Genomic DNA, 21,106 nt, shown 5'->3' with positions numbered 1-21,106 from the left:
TGAAACGTTTTATCGGCGAGAGAGGATTTGAACCTCCGACCCACTGGTCCCAAACCAGTTGCGCTACCAAACTGCGCCACCCGCCGTATTTTTATAAATATATTGATCATTTTGATGAAAACAATTCTGGGTGACTAGTGGGGCTCGAACCCACGACATCTGGAATCACAATCCAGGACTCTACCAGCTGAGCTATAGCCACCACTCAAACAGATTCTATCATATTTTTATATAATTGTTTACTATTTTTTATTTAAATCAACTAATGCGCCCGACAGGATTTGAACCCGAGACCTCTGCCTTCGGAGGGCAGCGCTCTATCCAACTGAGCTACGGGCGCAACAAATATCTATTTTATATGCAATATATTTTATTAAATTTAACAAAATAAATTAAATTTTAATTTAATTTATTTTGTATATTCATATTTTATATACAAATATAGCATACCATTATTAATTATTTCATTTTTTAAATACAGAGTATATTCTTATGAAGAGATTTATTAGCATTATAAAAATAAATAGGATATATTAAGAACGTTTCATCATATCGAAAAAGTCATCATTAGTTTTAGTCATAGCTAATTTATTAATCAAAAACTCCATCGCATCTATTTCTCCCATAGGATGAATAATTTTACGTAAGATCCACATTTTTTGTAGTTCTTCTTGCAAGGTTAAAAGTTCTTCTTTGCGAGTACCAGAACGGTTGTAATCAATAGCAGGAAAAACCCTTTTTTCAGCAATTTTTCTTGATAAATGTAATTCCATATTGCCAGTACCTTTAAATTCTTCGTAAATAACTTCGTCCATTTTAGAACCAGTATCTACTAATGCAGTAGCAATTATAGTTAGACTACCTCCTTCTTCTACATTTCTCGCTGCTCCAAAAAATCGCTTTGGACGATGTAAAGCATTTGCATCTACCCCACCAGTTAATACTTTACCTGAAGATGGAACAACAGTGTTGTAAGCGCGTGCAAGACGTGTAATAGAATCTAATAAAACAACTACATCTTTTTTATGTTCTACTAAACGTTTAGCTTTTTCAATAACCATTTCAGCAACCTGAACGTGTCTAGCAGCTGGCTCATCAAAAGTTGAAGCTATAACTTCACCTTTAACTAAGCGTTGCATTTCTGTGACTTCTTCCGGTCTTTCATCTATAAGAAGAACCATTAATACACAACTTGGATAGTTGTATGCCAAGCTTTGTGCAATATTTTGTAATAATATAGTTTTACCAGCTTTTGGAGGAGCTACTATTAAACCACGTTGTCCAAGCCCAATTGGTGATGCTAAATCTAATACGCGAGTAGTTAAATCTTCAGTAGAACCATTACCACGTTCCATTCTTAAACGATGATTTGCATGTAAAGGTGTAAGATTTTCAAATAAAATCTTATTACGTGAATTTTCAGGCTTATCATAATTAACTTCATTAACTTTTAATAAAGCAAAATAACGTTCTCCTTCTTTTGGAGGACGAATTTTACCAGATATAGTATCTCCTGTACGCAAATTGAACCGACGAATTTGGCTGGGTGATACATAAATATCATCTGGTCCAGCTAGGTAAGAACTATCCCCTGAACGAAGAAATCCAAATCCATCCTGTAATATTTCAAGTACTCCATTACCAAAAATATCCTCGCCACTTTTTGAATGTTGTTTTAAGATCGAAAAAATGATGTCTTGCTTACGCATACGAGCTTGGTTTTCTAAACCCATTTTTTCGCCTAATTTAATCAACTCAGAAACAGGTGTATTTTTTAATTTGGTAAGATTCATATTGATGAGTTCTTAAAATCAGAGGAAGGCGTCAAAATTACTCGAAATATCGTTCGCTAATAACATAACAAATAACCTACGATCAATTATAGTTATTATTTATATAATGAATATTAATAATCTAACTGGTAATATTGGTACTTTAAATAGCGATACTAAAATAGAATATAGATATCAATTTAAAAAATCCTAAAAAGTTGTGCTTATTTTGATAAATCAATTAACCTTATTACTATATTTTAATATACCAAATATCTATCAATTATAGATGATTTTTATCTTTAACTAAAGATTCTATTTCGATTATTTTATCAAATGATCATCTAAAAATTCTTTTAATTGAGCTTTAGATAAAGAACCTACTTTTGTTGCTAAATTTTTGCCGTTTTTAAATAATAATAACGTCGGAATACCACGAATACTATATTCTTGAGCTTTGTTAGGATTTTCATCTACGTTTAATTTAGCTACAATCAATTTACTTGCATATTCTTCAGCAATTTCATCAAGAATTGGTGACATATTTTTACATGGACCACACCATTCAGCCCAAAAGTCAACTAACATAGTACAATTAGCTTTTAAAACGTTTTCATCGAAATTACTATCTTTCAAATAAATAATTTTACTTTTATTCATTTGCTGATCCATATTGTTATCCTTATCTGTTAAAAAACTTTTGGTTTAAAGATGCATGTTTATTCTTTTAAAGAACTTAAATTAATATTATTAAACAATAATAAATTTAAAATATCTTATATAAATAAATATAAAAATCAAGAAGAAAATTCTTAATTAAATCATACTCTTTAAGTAGAGAATGCCAAACGCAATCTGTACTAATATATTAAGAATTACATTAAATAAAATTAATAGTACTTATATTACACAGATTATAATCAATCAATTAAAAAAATCAACATATATAAAATATTATTTATTCTTTGATTTAAAAAACAGATAAATTTATCATGCTTCAATATATTAATTGCATAACTAATTATTATAACACAAATTCATTCAACGAAATACCACATATTATTGCAACACGAAGATAAAAAATTACATATTGCTTTAAAATGTGGTACAGAATAATAAACAAAAATATTATGTTCTATACAAATACAAACACTTGATATAAATGTTTTATCAAAATAAAAATATATCTCTTAATGTTATCATATGTGTATGACTGTAATATTACTCTAAAATATCAACATCTTCAAAATGATGTTTACCTAAAGGGTCAACGATATAGCCAACTACTTTGTCACTTATTGGCTCAAATATCTTAGAATGCGCTATCACTAAAACTGGAATTTTATTATGCATGATCATTTGTGCATGTCTATAAAAATCAAGACGTTTTCTGTGAAAAGTTGAAGAACGCGCTAAATCTATTTTTTCACAGAAAGGTTTATAACACCAATGGGAATAATTATAACCATATTTCGATGAATTGCATTTAAATAACATAGAAAAGAAGTTATCTGGATCAGCATTGTAATTATTCCAACCTGTTATTATAGCTTGATGCTCACCAGCCTCTGCACGTTTTAAATATTCATTCCATTCATAAGTAATGATTTTAGTTTTTATACCAATTTTTGCCCAATCAGCTTTGATCATTTCAACTATACGGTGGGCATCTGGATTATAATTATTTTCTATAGGCATTGTCCATAAATCAATTGAAAAACCATTTTTAAAACCATATTTTTTTAATATATCTCTAGCTTTTGTAGGATCATATTTATAACTTTTTATTGGTTTGTTATAGCTCCACATTATTGATGGAACGAGATTATCTGAAACTTCAGCATTATTTTTATAAACAGAACGTACAATTGCCTCCCTATCTATAGCCATAGATAATGCTCTACGTACTTCTAAGTTATCAAGTGGTTTTTTTTCTGTGTTAAAAGCAAGAAGACTGACATTTAAACCAATTTGTTTTATTATTTTGATATTTTTATCTTTCTCCATAATTTTTAAATCAGCTAAATTAGGATAAGACATTATATGACATTCACCACTTTTTATTTTAGCATAACGAACAGAAGGATCTGGTACTATAGAAAATATTAAATTATCGATTTTTGGTTTAACTCCCCAATAGTTAGGGTTTGCTTGATAAGTAATACGCAAATCTTTTTGATAATTTATTAATTGAAATGGACCAGTACCTATTGGATTAACATCAATTTTTTCAGGAGTACCTTTTTTTAACAAATTTTCTGCATATTCCTTAGAAAGGATAGATGAGAAATCCATAGCTAAATTAGATATAAATGGTGCATATGAATGAGAAAGAGTAAATTTAACTGTATTATTATCAATCTTTTCAATTTTTTTGATTAATTCAGGCATACCTAAATTTTCAAAATACTTATAGTGGCCACCAGAAACTTTGTGATATTGATTGTTTTTATCAAGTTGACGTTCAAATGTAAATATTACATCATCAGCATTAAATTCTCTAGTTGGTTCAAAATATTTAGTAGATTGCCATTTTACACCTTTACGTAAATTAAAAGTATAAACTTTACCATCCGAACTAATTTTCCATGATTCGGCGAGTCCAGATTCAATTTCGTTAGTTCCTTTTTTAAATTCAACTAAACGATTATAAATTGGCACAGAACTAGCATCATAAGTAGTATTAGAAGTAAATAATTGTGGATTAAACCCTTCTGGTGAACCTTCAGAACAATATATTAGAGTTTTAGCGTGAGTATTAGCAGACATTAATATAAAAATTACGCTAATAAACTTTATAATAATTTTGTTATTGATTAAATGTAAGAAATCACTAGAATATTTTCTTAAATTCATATTTTTCTTGCAATACAAATCAATGCACATTGAATGATCTCCATCATAGAGAGACATGTTCATAGAGAGACATGTGATTACAATATGAGAATACAACATCATAAGAGCATGAATAGTTGCTTCTCCTTAAATTTAATATTTTATATAAACAATTAGATTTATAGTTTATTATGGTTAGCACTATGAATTAGCGCAAAACATTTAAATGAAAAACCAACTATTTAATTTAAATTATAATGAAAGTAAAGATAATGAACTGATTTTTGTCAAAGGAAATATATATGAAATTTACTTTTAGTTAAGAATTTTATATGTTTTTTTGTTTATACTCACATTTAAAAACATTTTCTTATAAAAAAATACTTAAAATATTTAATAAATTCTTTTATATAAAAAAACCGATGAAATTTCTTTCAACTTTTTATTTTTTCATTATTTAAAGCAGTAATCTATTAAAGATCTGATTCATATCTTTCTGTTGCTTTACTCCAATTTATAACATTCCAGAATGCTTTTATGTAGTCAACACGCCTATTTTGATATTTAAGATAATAAGCATGTTCCCATAAATCAAGACCGATAATTGGTGAACCAGAAACGCCAGCAATTGATTCACCCATAATTGGATTATCTTGATTTGCAGTAGAAACAATTGATAACTGATTATCTTTTTTTATTAACCATACCCAACCAGATCCAAAACGTGATAAAGCAATTTTTTCGAATTCTTCTTTAAATTTTAAAAAATTATTAAATTTATTTTCAATAGCATTTTTTAGACTTCCTTTTAAAATGCTATTCATTTTTAAACCTTCCCAAAAAAAACAGTGATTAGCATGACCACCAGCATTATTACGTAATGTTTCTTTCATTGTCACAGGTAATTCATTCAATCTAGTAAGTAAATCATCAACTGACAGAGAATCAAATGTAGTACCTTTTAGTATATTATTAGCATTATTGATATAGGTTTGATGATGTTTAATATGATGTATTTCCATTGTTTGTTTATCAAAATAAGGTTCTAATGCGTCATATGAGTAAGGTAATCTTGGAAGTGAATAGCTCATATTTTTAATCTCCATTTAATAATTAAAATAAATACTATTATTTATATAGATCAATTTAATTAGAGTTTTTTCAAAAAATATTTTTAATTGATTAAATGCAATAATAAAATTTTTTATTTAATATCAATTTCAATAATGTTTTGTCTTTTGTCATATCATGAAATATTGTTTTTTAGGAGAAAATTTATATCTCATATCAAAATAAAATAATATTTTATTTTGATATGAGATAATTTAAAAAATAAATATTCCTTTTTAAATTAATCGTTGAGGATGAGTATAAATAGTATAGCAACCTGGTTTAGCAAAACCTACTAAAGTTACATTATATTTTTCTGCTATTTTAACTGCTAATGTCGTGGCTGCAGAAATGGCAAATATGACTTCAATAAAGCACATTGCTGATTTTTGTACTATTTCATAACTAGCACGACTAGATATCAAAATTGCACCATTCCTGTTTGTTTGACTGATATGACCTAATAGTTTATCTAAGGCTACATGACGACCTATATCTTCATATCCATATAGTAATTCACCGTGAATATTGATAAATGCTGCAACGTGAGTGCAATGAGTTGTTTTTCCAATAGGTTGATACATGTTTAATTGCTTAATTGCATAATCAATCTTTTTAAGATCAATTTTTTGAGTGAAAGGTACAGGTTTGATATTTGATTGACTAATTTGATTTAATTGTTCAATTCCACATATACCACATCCAGTTCTACCTGTTATTCCTCTTTTCTTAATTTTTAATTTTTCAAAACATCGTGAAGAAATATCAACTTGAATTTCAATTCCATGTTCATTATGCTTTATATCTATTCCTAAAATATCATTGTAATTATTAACAATTCCTTCCGAAAGAGAAAAGCCAATTGCAAATAAATCTAAATTGTATGGTGTAACCATCATAACAACATGAGATATACCATTGTAAACTAATACCGCTGGTATTTCTTCAGCTAAATGATCAATTTTAAAATTAAAAAGACCAGATTTATACTTATAAATTTTTTTTTTACTATTGTTTTAATTTGTATTGCATTCAAACTTAATTGTCTTTTGTTTATTTTCATTTTAATATTTATAATAATTTTATGTTTTATGAATGACTTTATTAAAAAAATGACAATGTCAAATAAGTAGAAATAATTTCTATGCAAATTCTTAAATTATATGCAATAAAATCACTTTAAATAATTTATTAATAATTTTTACTTTAATAACGATATATCCGCAACCTGAATAAATAAAAATCGTAATTTTGATAATAATGTCAATCTATTAATATGTACAGAAGTATCATTGATATTGATTTTTACTTTATTAAAAAAATTATCTATAGCTTCTTTTAACTTAGCTAATTCAATTAAAGCTTCTTTATAAAGACCTTGAGCAATATATGGTTTTAATTCAGTTGTCAATTTTGATATGTGATTAGCTAATTCAATTTCTTCTTTATGTTTTAATAAAGATAAATTTATATCACCATAAACTGATATTTTATTAGATTTTGTTAAAAAATGTACTACACGTTTGTTTGACATTATTAGCTCATTTGATTCTTGAAGAGTAAGAAAATAAGACAATGCTTTTATACGCAAATCAAAATCTATTGGACATAATGGACGTATAGATAAAACTGATTTAAAAACACACAAACTATAACCATTTTTAAGATAAAGTTGCTGAAGTCGATCAAACATAAAATCCAAAATATCATTAACAGTATTTTTATTAGTTAAAACATTTTTGTAAATATGTACTGATTTTTCAGCAAGCAACTTTAAATTTAAAGGTAACTTTCTTTCAAGAATTATGCGTAATATTCCAAATGCAGCACGACGAAGTGCTAATGGATCTTTGCTACCTTTTGGAAACTGTTTGATACCAAATATTCCTACTAATGTATCCATCTTATCTGAAATTGATAATACACATCCCACTAAACTAGATGGTATTTTATCTCCAGAAAAACAAGGTTTATATTGTTGACTTAAAGCAAATGCAATCTCTTCATTTTCACCATTATAACGAGCATAATACATTCCCATTATGCCTTGCATTTCAGTAAATTCAAATACTGTACTAGTTATTAAATCACATTTTGATAACAAACTAGCTCGTATGGAATATTTTATATTTGCACCTATCTGGATGGCAATCCATTTAGATAAATATGTTATTCTTTTTGTTTTATCTCTTAAAGAACCTAATTTTTTATGAAAAATAACTTTATTTAGATATTTTAAATTATTTGATAAACGTTTTTTTCTATCATAATCAAAGAAAAACTTTGCATCTACCAAACGTGAGTTTAATACTTTTTCGTTACCAATAATTATTTGATTAGAATCACTTGACTCAATATTACTAACAAAGATAAATTTAGATAACAACATACCTTGATCATCGTAAATTGGAAAATATCTTTGTGTTTTCTTCATTATGTGAATTAGTAATTTATGAGGAATATTAAGAAATTCTTTCTTAAAAGTTGCATGAAGTATAACTGGCCATTCAACTAGTGATGTAACTTCATCTAATAATTCATCAGTTATATCTGCTTTACCGCCTATTTTATGTGCAAGTGATTCAATTCCAGTTTTTATTATTTCTTTACGTTTATTATAGTCTGCAATTACTTTACCACGTGTTAAAATAACTTGAAGATATTCATCTGCATCAATTAAAGTAATTTTACTTTCTCCCATAAAACGGTGACCGTAAATAATTCTTTTAGATTTAATTCCTAATATAATACATGAAATCAATTCCTTACCAAATAAAACAGTAACTGTATGTATTGGACGAATAAACCTTATAATACCATTTCCCCATCTCATTGATTTTGATAATGATATTTGTTTTATTGCTTGTTCAATCATTAATGGTAACAACAATTGTATTTTTTTACTCTTAATTTTTTTATTGAAAATCAACCATTTACCTTTAGTAGTGTATAGTGTTTCAACTTGAGAAAGAATTAATTTGTTTTTATTTATCCATTTTTGAGTTTGTTCAGTTATTTGTCCTTTATTATCAAAAGCATTTTTTAATGCAGGTCCACGTTTTTGGATGGTTCTGTCAATTTGATGTGTTTGTAAATCTATAACTTGTACTGCTAAACGTCTAGGAGAGGCAAACCAAACTACTTTTTTATACATTAAGTAAAATTTATTTAATTCAGTAGTTATATTATCACAAAACAATTGTGCTGAACTACAAAGCAGTTTTGGTGGTAATTCTTCAGTACCAATTTCCACCAATAAAGTTTTTCCATTCATCATCACCTCTTAATTATTTTTAAATTACACATTGGAAAACCTAATGCTTCTCTAGAACTATAATAAATTTTAGCTAAAGATTTAGTTAAATTACGAATACGCAAAATATAACACTGTCGTTCAGTTACTGAAATAGCTTTACGAGCGTCTAATAAATTAAAGGTATGAATTGCTTTTAAAATACATTCATAAGCTGGTATTGTTAAAGGATTTTCTAATTTTAATAGAGATATAATTTCTTTTTCATATTGTTCAAAACGAATCAATAAAAAATCAATATCAGCATGTTCAAAATTATATATTGATTGTTCTAATTCATTTTTATAAAAAATATCTTTATAAGTATTTATACCATATATACCATTATTCCATACTAGATCATATACATGATCAATATTTTGTATAAACATTGCAATTCTTTCTAAACCATAAGTAATCTCACCAGTAATAGGTTTACAATCAATACAACCAATCTGTTGGAAGTAAGTAAATTGAGTAATCTCCATACCGTTTAGCAAAACTTCCCAACCTATTCCCCACGCTCCCAAAGTTGGATTTTCCCAATTATCTTCTACAAAGCGAATATCTTGTATGGTAGGATCAATACCTATTTTTTTAAGGGAATTTAAATAAAGTTCTTGAATATTTTTTGGAGAAGGTTTTATAATAACTTGAAATTGAAAATAATATTGTAAACGATTTGGGTTATTACCGTAACGACCATCATTAGGTCTACGTGATGGTTGTACATATGCAGCTGCAATCGGTTCAGGACCAAGAGCATGTAAAAAAGTGATTGGATGTGAAGTACCAGCGCCTACTTCTATATCTATAGGCTGTATAATCATAAATCCATGATGCATCCAATATTCTTGTAAAGTTAAAATCAAACCCTGAAATGTTTTTATATCAAATTTTTTCATTATTAATTTGAGATTAAATTAATTTTTCTAATATTAGTTAATAAATAACATATATTTTACCACAAAACTTTACCTAATTTTAATAAAATTTAATCTTCATTAAGATGTATTTTGATATAAATATTGCAATTATATTTTTTAAATATATTACCTTGCATATTTTTAATAAGATTTTAAAAAAAATTCTATAATTTTATTTATCTTATATACATTATATCTACTGTTATACAATGATTAATAAAAAATAGATATTGTAAGTTAGATTATTTTCCTATACAAAAACTAGAAAAAATTTCATTTAATATATTATTTGAAGTAAAATTGCCAGTAATTTTATTTAATTCCATTTGAGAAAAACGTAAATCTTCGGCTATCAATTCATCGGTACAATTTTTTGACAATTTTTTATTGCTTTTTATTAAATGATCATGTGCTATCTGTAAAGCTTGAAGATGACGACGCCGAGCAATAAAATTTCCTTCTGTATTGTATTTAAATCCTACTGTTGTTTTAAGGTGTTCAAATAAAGTATTCATTCCAATATTATTTAATACTGATAAATGAATTATTGAAAAACCATTTATTTTAATAAGACCCAATGGTTCACCAGTAACATCTGCTTTATTTCTAATTATAGTAACTGATATTTTTTTTGTTAAAGTAGATAAACAATCTGATAATATTTTTACAGATTGTTTAGAATCTGTATTTGATCCATCTACCATAAATAAAACATGATCAGCCTGTTCAATTTCATATAAAGCTTTTTTAATACCGATATATTCAATTTCATCATTAGAATTACGCAAACCTGCTGTATCTAATATATGTAAAGGCATACCATCAATATTAACATTTTCATGTAAGACATCACGAGTAGTACCAGCAATACTAGTAACTATTGCATTTTCTTTTTTAGATAAGTAATTAAATAAACTAGATTTTCCAGCATTAGGATATCCAGCAATTACAATTTTTATTCCTTCTCTTAATAAACATCCTTGATGTGCTTCAGAGATCAGTTGATCTAGATCTGTAATAATACTATTGAGTTGATTTAAAATATTATTATTGGAAATATATTCGATTTCTTCATCAGGAAAATCAATTTTTGCTTCTATATAAACTCTTAAATTAATAATATCCTTTATGATTTTATTGATATGCTTTGAAAACGTACCTTGTAAAGAATTGACAGCAGAACGCACTGATTGCTCTGAACTAGCATTAATTAAGTCTACAATTGCTTCTGCTTGTGTTAAATCAATTTTTTCATTTAAAAAAGCACGTTCAGAGAATTCACCTGGCTTTGCAATACGTACTTGTGAAAAAGTTATAATATACTTTAGTAATAGGTCTAATATTATCGGTCCGCCATGACAATGCAATTCTAATACATCTTCTCCAGTAAAGGAATGAGGTTTAGGAAACCATAAAGCAATACCTTTGTCTAGGGTTTTACCTTCATAATCTTTAAATGATAAATATTCAGCATAACGCGGTTTAGGAAGCTTACCTAATATTTTTTTTGCAATTTTTACAGTTTTAACTCCAGATATGCGTAAAATACCTATGCTACCTGTCCCAATAGGTGTTGCTTGTGCAACGATAGTATCGTACTGATTCATATTAACCTATAAATTCATTTATCATACTGTTATTGATTTTATTTTTTTATGATATGCCATATTTCTTCAAACTACGATATATTATTTGCTGTTGCATAATAGTTACGAAATTACTAATTATATAATATATGACTAATCCTGATGGAAACCATAAAAAAAACATCGTAAATATTATCGGCATATAAACCATAACTTTCTGTTGTATTGGATCAGTCACATTCACTGGAGACATTTTTTGAATAAAAAACATAGTACCACCCATTATTATTGGCAATATATAATAAGGATCTTGTGATGACAAATCATGAATCCAAAAAACAAATGGAGCTTGTCTTAATTCTACTGAACTTGATAGCATATAATACAGAGCAAGAAAAATAGGCATTTGAATTAATAATGGTAAGCAACCACCTAAAGGATTGACTTTTTCTTCTTTGTATAATGTCATTATTTCTTGACCCATTTTTTGCTTGTCATCAGACAGACGTTCACGTATTTTTTGGATTTTTGGTTGCAACATGCGCATTTTTGCCATTGATATATATTGTGCTTTAGTAAGTGGATACATAATACCGCGTACAATAAAAGTAATAATAATTATAGAAAAACCCCAGTTATTAACAAAACTATGTATAAATTTTAATAATTTAAAAAGTGGTTTTGAAATAAACCACAACCAACCGTAATCAACAGTTAAATCTAGATTAGGAGCAATTAAAACCATTTTGTCTTGTAATTCTGGACCTAACCAAATAGTATTAGAAATATCTTTTTGAGCATGAGATCCAACAATTATAGGTGCAGATTGATAACCTATAGCTACTGTATCATTGTTTATATTTTTAGTATAAATAGTGTTTATATCTTTTTTAGAATTTAGAATTAAGGCAGTTGCAAAATATTGCTGTAACATTGCTACCCATCCATTTTTACTTTTTATGTTTAAATTTTCATTTTCCAATATATTATTAAATTTATATTTTTTATACTTGTTATTATCTGTGGAATAAGCAGCACCGCGAAATGAATGTAAAGTAAAATTATTTGTAACACGATATGCTGGTAATTCAATTGTTTGTCTTAATTGACCAATAAAAGATACTTTTATAGATTTTTTAGTAAGATTATTAATTTTATAAATTATATTTACAAAGTATTCTCCTCTTTTAAAGACAAAAGTTTTAGTGTATTTAACTCCGCTTTTACTTGTATAATTCATTGATACTTTTAATTCATTTTGTTCTTTTAACATTTCAAAATAACGTTTTTTTACAGTAAATATAGGTCTTATATTTTTATTTATATTATCTGGACCATCAATACCGTTTAAACCAGTTTGTATTTGATAAGCATATATAGGGTTAGTTTCTAATAATTTAAAAGGTCTATTAGAACCCAGTTTTTCTGGAAAATTTAATAATTCAGCTTGATAAATATCTCCGCCATTAGTATTAATTTTCAATAAAAATAAATCAGTTTTTATAGAAATATTTGAGCTTTTATTTTTAGTTAAAATATTTTTACTTATATTATTATTTGAATCTTGCTGATTATCATTATTATTTGTTATTGTTTGATTATGTAATGATTGTGCGTTATTATCTATTTGCCAAGTTTGCCAAAGAAGAATAAACAAGACCAAAAAAATAATTAAAAAAAGATTACGTTGTGAATCCATCTTAAATATACTCTAAATATAAAAATTTTTTTCTGGAATAGGATCATAGCCACCTGCTTTAAAGGGTTGACATTTTAGTATGCGTTTTGCAATTAGAAAAATTCCCATTATTATTCCAAACTTTTGTAACGATTCAATACCGTATTGAGAACAAGTGGGATAGAATCGACAATGTGGTGTTAAATATGAACTTATAAATACTTGGTATATACGTATCAATGTAATTAGTGTCTGTGAAATAATTGATAATGACGAAGCCATAGTTTCTCCAATTTTTTCAACAAAATGCCATTTTCTAAACTAGCAATCCCTTTTTTAGCTACCACTATAAAATCCATAGATGGCAATCTATACTTATTTAAGCGAAAATTTTCTCTAATTAATCTTTTAATTCTATTGCGTTCATGGGCTAGTTTAACATATTTTTTAGCAATAGTAAGCCCAATACGCGGGTATTTTAGTTTATTAATACGTCCAAATATAATTATTTGTGATGAATAAACACACTGAGGTTTTTTAAACACAAAAAAGAAATCATTACAAGTTAATAAGCGTAATTTTTTAGGGAAAGCTAAATTAGTCATGATGTAAGTTAAATTATAATTAAATATGGTGAGATATTGTTAAATAAATTCTTCCTTTAGAACGCCTGCGAGCTAAAGTTCTACGACCATTTTTAGTGGACATACGAATACGAAAACCATGTGAACGATTACGTTTTACTACAGAAGGTTGGTAAGTTCTTTTCATCTATTATTTTACCTCATAATGAATAAATTGGTATATTAATATCTTTTCGTATAATAAATAAATTATTATTTATTTAACTTCTAAAGTTATAACATATAATTTTTCTTTTATATAAGAATTTAAATTAAGTTCATTTGAATTATTGGTAATAAAACACACAATTACAATACATAATTACATATAAATTGTCTAATATAAAACTTGAAAGAAAGGAAGCAATTAACATTATAAATTTTAATACATAAATTATTATTCTAATATAAAACAAATAATTGATCCTATTGTAAATATTTTTCAAGCAACTAAATCATTAGTTAAATATCTTCAATAAAATTTAAATTAATTAAAATAAAAATTTAGCTAGATATTAATAATTTTAATAAAAAATCATTAATAATAAAAATTTTATTTATATCACAAACTAGTTTTCTAACATCAACTTGAATTGTGTTCCTTAGGATTTTATATAAATTATAATACGAATTGGAGTTTGAAGTGTCAATTACACTTTGGCAACAATGCCTTAACCGTTTACAGGATCAACTTCCTGCTACTGAATTTAGCATGTGGATTCGTCCATTACAAGCTAAGCTAAGCAAAAATACTCTCGCATTATATGCTCCAAATCGCTTTGTGCTTGACTGGGTTAAAGATAAATATTGTAAAAATATAAATGAATTAATTAAAGAATTTTGCGGTATTAATGCTCCTCTATTGAATTTTAAAGTTGGTATTTGCAATTTAGAGAAAAATAATAGAGTTAATATTGAAATACCTATTGCATCAATAAAAAATAACCTTATAGATAAAAATATCAAAGCCTCAATTTGGGATAATGTTTTAATACAATCAAATCTTATTTACAATTCAAATTTAAATAAAAAGTATAGTTTTGATAATTTCATTGAAGGCAAATCTAATAAATTGGCACATAAAGCTGCATGTCAAGTAGCTAATTGCATAGATATTAAGTATAATCCACTATTTATATATGGTGGAACTGGTCTTGGGAAAACACATTTACTTCATGCGATAGGAAATAAAATTATTAACAGAGTGTTAAACATAAAATTAGTTTATATACATTCAGAGCTTTTTGTTCAAAATATGGTAAAAGCAATAAAAAATAATTCCATAGAAAATTTTAAATATTATTATCGTTCAGCAGATACGTTACTTATTGATGATATACAATTTCTTGCTAATAAAGAAAGATCTCAGGAAGAATTTTTTCATACTTTTAATGTATTATTAGAAAGCAATCAACAAATAATTATTACATCAGATCGTTATCCCAAAGATCTTAATGGAGTTGAAGATCGTTTAAAATCACGTTTTAGTTGTGGTTTAACTATAAAAATTGATCCTCCTGAACTAGAAACTCGTATAGCAATATTAATGAAAAAAGCTAATGAAAACAATTTAATATTACCTAATGATGTAGCTTTATTTATTGCAAAACATTTAAATTCTAATGTACGTGAATTAGAAGGTGCTTTAAATCGTATAATAGCTAATGCTAACTTTATAGGGTGTGTGATTAATATTGACTTTGTACGTGAAATATTACAAGATTTACTGTATTTACAAGAAAAATTAATAACAATTAGTAGTATCCAAAAAAAAGTAGCTGAATATTATAAAATAAAACTTACAGATATTCTTTCTAAGAATAGATCTCGTCTGTTTACGCGTCCTCGTCAAGTAGCTATGGCTATAACAAAAGAACTTACTAATCATAGTTTACCTGAAATAGGTAATGCTTTTGGTGGACGAGATCATACTACAGTATTACATGCTTGTCGCAAAATTAGACAATTATGTAAAAATAACTACGATATAAAAAAAGATTTTTTTAATCTTATTAGAATTTTAGCCCCTTGAACATATTAAGAACTATGAAATTTATTATTGAAAGAGAAAAAATAATTAAACCATTACAACAAATTAGTAGTCCATTAAATAATCGTCCTATTCAACCAGTACTTAGAAACATATTAATAGAAATAAATGATCAATTTTTGGTATTAACAGGTACTGATTTAGAGATTGAAATAGTAACTAAAGTAGCATTAATAAAATCTAATTTATCTGGATCTGTTACTATACCGGCAAGAAAATTTTTAGAAATATGTAAAAATCTTCCACAAGGATCTATTATTAATGTTTCCTTTAAAAACGATCGTATGTTAATAAATTGCGGTAACAGTCGATTTTCACTATCGACATTACCTGCAAAACATTTTCCAAATTTAGATACTTGGAATATTAAAGTTGAATTTAATTTATTTCAGGATAAATTAAAACAATTAATTGAAACAACTGAGTTTTCTATGGCTAATCAAGATGTACGTTATTATTTAAATGGAATTATGTTTGAAATAGCAGATCAAGAAATTCGTGCAGTAGCTACAGATGGTCATCGTCTAGCAACTTCTTTTGTTAAACTTAATGAAGAATTACCACATTTGTCTATAATAATTCCACGTAAAGGTATAATTGAATTATTACGTTTATTAAATGGGGAAAATATAAGCTTAAAAATACAAATGGGTTTGAATAATATTAGAATATATACTAAAGAAATTATTTTTACATCCAGATTAATTGATGGCTGTTTTCCTGATTATCGTCAAATATTACATCAAGATGTAAAAAATACTTTGGAAATAGATTGTGTTTTGTTAAAACAAGCACTTTCTCGTGCAGCTATTCTTTCTAACGAAACATTTCGTGGTATTCGATTACAAATTAGTAAAAACCAACTTATAATTACGGCAAATAATCCTGATTATGAAGAATCAGAAGAAAAATTAGAAGTTATTTATAATGGTGATATATTAGAAATTTGTTTTAATGTTGTATATATTTTAGATATATTAAATGTAATAAAATATGGACAAATTAGTTTATCATTTATGAATTCTACATCTAGTGTATATATTAAGGATATTAAAAATCCATATGCTTGTTACATTGTAATGCCAATGCGTATATAATTTTATTATTTATTGTTTTTTATAAATAAAATTAATATGTTACATATATATTTACTTACCATAAAAATTTAAGTAAATATTTCAATTATTATTATGAAATCATAATCCATGAGAAATGATAGATGTTAAATTCCTATAATTCTTCTAACATTAAAGTCCTTCGAGGACTTGATGCTGTACGCAAACGTCCAGGAATGTATATTGGAAATACAGATGATGGCACTGGTTTACATCATTTAGTATTTGAAATTGTTGATAATGCAATTGATGAATCACTTGCTGGTTATTGTAATAAAATTGAAGTTACTATACATAATGATAATTCAATTTCTGTTAAGGATAATGGACGCGGTATTCCAACTGATATTCATAAAGAAGAAGGTGTTTCTGCTGCTGAAGTTATCATGACAGTACTACATGCTGGTGGTAAATTTGACAATAATTCTTATAAAGTATCAGGAGGTCTTCATGGTGTAGGAGTGTCTGTAGTTAACGCTCTTTCAAAAAAATTAGAATTAAATATATATAGAGCAAATAATATATATCAACAAATTTATCATTATGGCATACCTGAATCTCCTTTACAAATTATTGGCAAATCTACAGAAAATGGCACTAAAATACATTTTTGGCCAGATTACCAAATATTTACCAACACAACCAAATTTGATTATAATATTTTAGAAAAACGTTTACGTGAATTATCATTTTTGAATTCCAGTATTTCAATTTATCTATTAGATGAACGTGATAATAAAAATGATTATTTCCATTATGATGGGGGTATTAAAGCATTTATTGAATATTTGAATAAAGATAAAAATATAATACATTCCAATGTCTTCCATTTTTCTAATGAAAAAGATAACATCAATGTAGAAATATCTATGCAATGGAATGATAGTTTTCAAGAAAATATTTATTGTTTTACTAATAATATTCCACAAAAAGATGGAGGTACACATCTTGCAGGCTTTCGTACAGCAATGACACGTACATTAAATTCTTATATGGAAAAAGAAGGTTATATTAAAAAGTTCAAAATTAATATTACTGGAGATGATACACGTGAAGGTTTAGTAGCAGTAATTTCATTAAAAATTGTGGATCCAAGATTTTCTTCTCAAACTAAAGAAAAATTAGTTTCTTCAGAAGTAAAATCTGTAGTAGAGCAACAGATGAATGAACAACTTATAGAATATTTATTGGAACATCCCAATGATGCAAAAATAATAGTTAATAAAATTATTGATGCTGCACGTGCTAGAGAAGCTGCTCGTCGTGTACGTGAAATGACTCGCCGTAAGGGTATATTAGATTTATTGGGACTCCCAGGTAAATTAGCAGATTGTCAAGAGAACAATCCAGTATTGTCAGAAATTTATCTAGTAGAAGGTGATTCTGCAGGTGGTTCAGCAAAACAAGGTCGAAATCGTAAAAACCAGGCTATTTTACCTCTAAAAGGAAAAATTCTTAATATTGAAAAAGCAAAATTTGATAAAATGCTCTCTTCACAAGAGGTAATAACTCTGATTACTGCTTTAGGATGTGGTATTGGAAAAGATGAATATAATCCAGATAAACTTCGCTATCATCGAGTAATTATTATGACTGATGCTGATGTCGATGGTGCTCATATTCGTACTTTGCTTTTAACTTTTTTTTATCGCCAAATGCCTGAAATTATTGAACGTGGTCATATATATATAGCTCAACCTCCTCTCTATAAAATACAAAAAGGAAAAAAAGAATATTATATTAGGGATGAGATGGAAATGAATAAGTATAAAATTAATAATGCAATTGATGGTGCTATGTTGTATACAAGATCTGAATCCATTCCTTTAAAAGGTAAAGATTTAGAAAAATTAATTTATAAATTCAGTCAAATGCAACAAATTATAAAAAATATGAAACATTTCTTGCCCTACAGTTTATTAAATGCTTTTATTAATAATCAACATCCACTTGATATATATGATGAATATCAAGTATATCAATGGATAAATAATGTAATTTTATATTTAAATAAATATAAAAGTAAAACTAGCGATTATAAATTTAAAATCTATCGGAATAAAGAGACATCTTCTTTTGATTTTATTATAATTGTTTCTAAATATGGAACAACTAAAAAATATACAATAAACTCAAATATTTTTAATAATTACGAATACAAGAAAATTTATACATTGAATGATAACTTTCGTGAGCTTTTACAAAAAGGAGCATATGTACAAAGAGGTGAACGTAGTCAATCAATCAGTAATTTTTCACAGGTAATTAATTGGCTAATAAAAGAAGCTAATAATAATCTATCGATTCAACGCTACAAAGGTTTAGGAGAAATGAATCCTGATCAGTTATGGGAAACAACTATGAATCCAGATACTCGGCGTATGTTACGTGTAACAATTAAAGATGCTGTAATTGCTGATCAATTATTTAGCACGTTAATGGGTGATACAGTTGAACCTAGACGTATATTTATTGAAAATAATGCATTAAATGTAAATAATATTGATATTTGATACTAAATGAATCATTTGAATAAAGTAAAGATTATTTTTCATGATGAAAAAACATGAAATTGACAATATGTAATTATAATGAAAGATAATTTTAATATTCTTTTAATAAAGAAAATTTTGTATTTATAGTAATTACGATACAATCAATCAAATTGCATAATAATAAACAAAAAAGTACTAGATATTTATATTAACTTTTATATATTATGATTTATATTTTATTTATTATTTTACGAGCAAAAATAATAAAATAACTTTTGGTAGTGTATATCAGACATAACATAATTAAATATAACAATTATCAAATATTAGGTTACTTAATGCCAGAAAAAATTTTATCTTCAAGAATCATAAGCTTGGATGCATTTTGTCAAAATCCTGTTAGTTCTTTAAAAGAAAATGATAAAGGTATTTTAACAATATTAAAGAACTATACTCCAGTAATGTATGCTATTACACCTGAACGTTTAGCACAATTATTGACTATAGAAGCTATATCAAAACAAAATAATAATATATTAATAGATAATAATTTTATTAATGATACAACCAAAATAAATATGTATACACCTATCGGTAAATACGCTATGTATAATGGTTGGAAACCAGATTCTGATTTTATCCGTCAAGCAGCTATCTGGGGAGTGCATCTGAATAAACCAATAACAGATGCTGAATTATCAATATTTATATCATATTGGCATGCCGAAGGTAGTTTATTTCATCATGTTCAGTGGCAACAAAAATTTGCACGTAACTTAAAAATGAGTCGTGAAAGTAATTATGATAAATCAAAAAATCATATTACAACATTATCAAATTCCAGTCTTAATATTCCCGAAGGTTTTCGAGGATAATTAATGAAAACATTTAACGATCTTCTAAATCGATTAAAAACAATAGTACCAACTAATATTCAGCCAAAATTCACTACAGGTGAAGATCTTTTAGCATGGAATCAAGAACAAGGTCGCCTTAACTCTGCATCAATTGCACGAGAAAATAAAGCAATGAAAATGCAGCGTATTATGTGTAGTTCTGGTATTCGTGCATTACATATGAATTGCTCATTTGATAATTATCATATAGAAAATGAAGGGCAGCGCAAAGCCGTTAAACTAGCAAGACAATATTCAATTGAATTCGACGAAAGTATAGCTAGTTTTATTTTTTCTGGTCGTCCTGGAACAGGTAAAAATCATTTGGCAGCTGCTATAGGTAACGATTTAATCTTACGAGGCAAAAGTGTTCTGATTATAACAGTTGCTGACTTAATGTCTAATATAAAAGCTACTTTCAATGAAATTAGTAATATTACTGAAGAACAATTACTCAAAAATTTAAGTGGTATTGATTTATTAATAATTGATGAAATAGGCATACAAAGTGAATCTAAATATGAAAAAATGATTATTAATCAAATAGTTGATCGCAGATCTTCTTCCAAGCTTCCTACTGGTATGCTATCAAATTTAGATCATGTTGGTATGAATGCTCTTTTAGGAGAAAGGGTTATGGATAGAATGCGTATTGGTAATAGTATGTGGATATGTTTTGATTGGGAAAGTTATCGTAGTCGTATTAACGGAAATGAATATTAATTTAT

The 21,106-nt window shown here is 26.7% G+C and carries 16 protein-coding genes, 3 tRNA genes and 1 pseudogene; 5 read left to right on the top strand and 15 right to left on the bottom strand.

The features are described 5' to 3' along the window. Positions 1-12 precede the first annotated feature (12 nt). The 15 genes and pseudogenes from CRV12_RS03675 to rpmH form a co-directional block, all read right to left on the bottom strand. Positions 13-86 (bottom strand) — tRNA-Pro (locus CRV12_RS03675). A 43-nt stretch (positions 87-129) separates the two neighbouring features. Then, positions 130-202 (bottom strand) — tRNA-His (locus CRV12_RS03670). A gap of 64 nt (positions 203-266) precedes the next feature. After that, positions 267-340: transfer RNA gene (locus CRV12_RS03665), tRNA-Arg, on the bottom strand. 193 nt (positions 341-533) lie between these two features. After that, the gene (gene rho, locus CRV12_RS03660) at positions 534-1,793 is read right to left on the bottom strand and encodes a transcription termination factor Rho (protein ID WP_136131289.1); all 1,260 of its coding nucleotides are present in this window, start codon (positions 1,791-1,793) and stop codon (positions 534-536) included. A 303-nt stretch (positions 1,794-2,096) separates the two neighbouring features. Next, a pseudogene (gene trxA / locus CRV12_RS03655) lies at positions 2,097-2,447 on the bottom strand (thioredoxin TrxA); the annotation flags it as partial. Between the two features lie 546 nt (positions 2,448-2,993). Continuing rightward, positions 2,994-4,541: an ABC transporter substrate-binding protein gene (locus CRV12_RS03650; RefSeq protein WP_241973778.1), complete on the bottom strand. Its 1,548-nt coding sequence runs from the start codon at positions 4,539-4,541 to the stop codon at positions 2,994-2,996. A gap of 539 nt (positions 4,542-5,080) precedes the next feature. Then, entirely contained in the window at positions 5,081-5,698 is a 618-nt protein-coding gene (locus CRV12_RS03645) for a Fe-Mn family superoxide dismutase (RefSeq protein ID WP_136131287.1), read from the bottom strand. A gap of 255 nt (positions 5,699-5,953) precedes the next feature. After that, the gene (fdhD, locus tag CRV12_RS03640; protein ID WP_420022066.1) at positions 5,954-6,679 is read right to left on the bottom strand and encodes a formate dehydrogenase accessory sulfurtransferase FdhD; all 726 of its coding nucleotides are present in this window, start codon (positions 6,677-6,679) and stop codon (positions 5,954-5,956) included. A 239-nt stretch (positions 6,680-6,918) separates the two neighbouring features. Further along, positions 6,919-8,991, bottom strand: coding sequence for a glycine--tRNA ligase subunit beta (gene glyS, locus CRV12_RS03635; RefSeq protein ID WP_136131285.1), 2,073 nt, complete (start codon positions 8,989-8,991; stop codon positions 6,919-6,921). Positions 8,992-8,993: 2 nt separating this feature from the next. Then, complete coding sequence (gene glyQ, locus CRV12_RS03630) at positions 8,994-9,914, bottom strand: glycine--tRNA ligase subunit alpha (protein ID WP_136131284.1); 921 nt, start codon at positions 9,912-9,914, stop codon at positions 8,994-8,996. 263 nt (positions 9,915-10,177) lie between these two features. Next, complete coding sequence (gene mnmE, locus CRV12_RS03625; RefSeq protein WP_136131283.1) at positions 10,178-11,542, bottom strand: tRNA uridine-5-carboxymethylaminomethyl(34) synthesis GTPase MnmE; 1,365 nt, start codon at positions 11,540-11,542, stop codon at positions 10,178-10,180. Positions 11,543-11,588: 46 nt separating this feature from the next. Further along, the gene (gene yidC, locus CRV12_RS03620; RefSeq protein WP_136131282.1) at positions 11,589-13,220 is read right to left on the bottom strand and encodes a membrane protein insertase YidC; all 1,632 of its coding nucleotides are present in this window, start codon (positions 13,218-13,220) and stop codon (positions 11,589-11,591) included. Positions 13,221-13,232: 12 nt separating this feature from the next. Next, positions 13,233-13,481: a membrane protein insertion efficiency factor YidD gene (gene yidD, locus CRV12_RS03615; protein WP_136131281.1), complete on the bottom strand. Its 249-nt coding sequence runs from the start codon at positions 13,479-13,481 to the stop codon at positions 13,233-13,235. After that, complete coding sequence (gene rnpA / locus CRV12_RS03610) at positions 13,445-13,804, bottom strand: ribonuclease P protein component (protein WP_136131280.1); 360 nt, start codon at positions 13,802-13,804, stop codon at positions 13,445-13,447. The genes yidD and rnpA overlap by 37 nt, the downstream gene beginning before the upstream one ends. 19 nt (positions 13,805-13,823) lie before the next feature. Beyond that, positions 13,824-13,970, bottom strand: a complete 147-nt coding sequence (gene rpmH, locus CRV12_RS03605) for a 50S ribosomal protein L34 (protein ID WP_136131279.1) — start codon at positions 13,968-13,970, stop codon at positions 13,824-13,826. 495 nt (positions 13,971-14,465) lie between these two features. On the opposite strand from rpmH, the gene dnaA reads away from it, so the two are divergent. The 5 genes from dnaA (at position 14,466) to dnaC (ending at position 21,101) form a co-directional block, all read left to right on the top strand. Next, the gene (dnaA, locus tag CRV12_RS03600; protein WP_136131278.1) at positions 14,466-15,854 is read left to right on the top strand and encodes a chromosomal replication initiator protein DnaA; all 1,389 of its coding nucleotides are present in this window, start codon (positions 14,466-14,468) and stop codon (positions 15,852-15,854) included. A gap of 14 nt (positions 15,855-15,868) precedes the next feature. Continuing rightward, positions 15,869-16,969 carry a DNA polymerase III subunit beta gene (dnaN, locus tag CRV12_RS03595; RefSeq protein ID WP_136131277.1) on the top strand — a complete coding sequence of 367 codons (1,101 nt, stop codon included), beginning with the start codon at positions 15,869-15,871 and terminating at the stop codon, positions 16,967-16,969. Positions 16,970-17,091: 122 nt separating this feature from the next. After that, positions 17,092-19,500: a DNA topoisomerase (ATP-hydrolyzing) subunit B gene (gene gyrB / locus CRV12_RS03590; protein ID WP_136131276.1), complete on the top strand. Its 2,409-nt coding sequence runs from the start codon at positions 17,092-17,094 to the stop codon at positions 19,498-19,500. Positions 19,501-19,820: 320 nt separating this feature from the next. Then, positions 19,821-20,357: a primosomal protein DnaT gene (gene dnaT / locus CRV12_RS03585; RefSeq protein ID WP_136131275.1), complete on the top strand. Its 537-nt coding sequence runs from the start codon at positions 19,821-19,823 to the stop codon at positions 20,355-20,357. Positions 20,358-20,360: 3 nt separating this feature from the next. Then, positions 20,361-21,101 carry a replicative helicase loader DnaC gene (dnaC, locus tag CRV12_RS03580; RefSeq protein WP_136131274.1) on the top strand — a complete coding sequence of 247 codons (741 nt, stop codon included), beginning with the start codon at positions 20,361-20,363 and terminating at the stop codon, positions 21,099-21,101. Positions 21,102-21,106: the final 5 nt, after the last annotated feature.

It is taken from the genome of Candidatus Pantoea edessiphila (assembly GCF_002933315.1).
Classification (GTDB): Bacteria; Pseudomonadota; Gammaproteobacteria; order Enterobacterales; family Enterobacteriaceae; genus Pantoea_C.
Note: the sequence above shows the minus strand (reverse complement) of the source record. Positions and strands in the feature narration are given on the sequence as shown.

Coding starts and splice junctions, on each gene's coding strand:
- rho (WP_136131289.1), bottom strand. CDS start 1,793: ATGAATCTTACCAAATTAAAAAATACACCTGTTTCTGAGTTGATTAAA.
- CRV12_RS03650 (WP_241973778.1), bottom strand. CDS start 4,541: ATGTCTGCTAATACTCACGCTAAAACTCTAATATATTGTTCTGAAGGT.
- CRV12_RS03645 (WP_136131287.1), bottom strand. CDS start 5,698: ATGAGCTATTCACTTCCAAGATTACCTTACTCATATGACGCATTAGAA.
- glyS (WP_136131285.1), bottom strand. CDS start 8,991: ATGAATGGAAAAACTTTATTGGTGGAAATTGGTACTGAAGAATTACCA.
- glyQ (WP_136131284.1), bottom strand. CDS start 9,914: ATGAAAAAATTTGATATAAAAACATTTCAGGGTTTGATTTTAACTTTA.
- mnmE (WP_136131283.1), bottom strand. CDS start 11,542: ATGAATCAGTACGATACTATCGTTGCACAAGCAACACCTATTGGGACA.
- yidC (WP_136131282.1), bottom strand. CDS start 13,220: ATGGATTCACAACGTAATCTTTTTTTAATTATTTTTTTGGTCTTGTTT.
- yidD (WP_136131281.1), bottom strand. CDS start 13,481: ATGGCTTCGTCATTATCAATTATTTCACAGACACTAATTACATTGATA.
- rnpA (WP_136131280.1), bottom strand. CDS start 13,804: ATGACTAATTTAGCTTTCCCTAAAAAATTACGCTTATTAACTTGTAAT.
- rpmH (WP_136131279.1), bottom strand. CDS start 13,970: ATGAAAAGAACTTACCAACCTTCTGTAGTAAAACGTAATCGTTCACAT.
- dnaN (WP_136131277.1), top strand. CDS start 15,869: ATGAAATTTATTATTGAAAGAGAAAAAATAATTAAACCATTACAACAA.
- gyrB (WP_136131276.1), top strand. CDS start 17,092: ATGTTAAATTCCTATAATTCTTCTAACATTAAAGTCCTTCGAGGACTT.
- dnaT (WP_136131275.1), top strand. CDS start 19,821: ATGCCAGAAAAAATTTTATCTTCAAGAATCATAAGCTTGGATGCATTT.
- dnaC (WP_136131274.1), top strand. CDS start 20,361: ATGAAAACATTTAACGATCTTCTAAATCGATTAAAAACAATAGTACCA.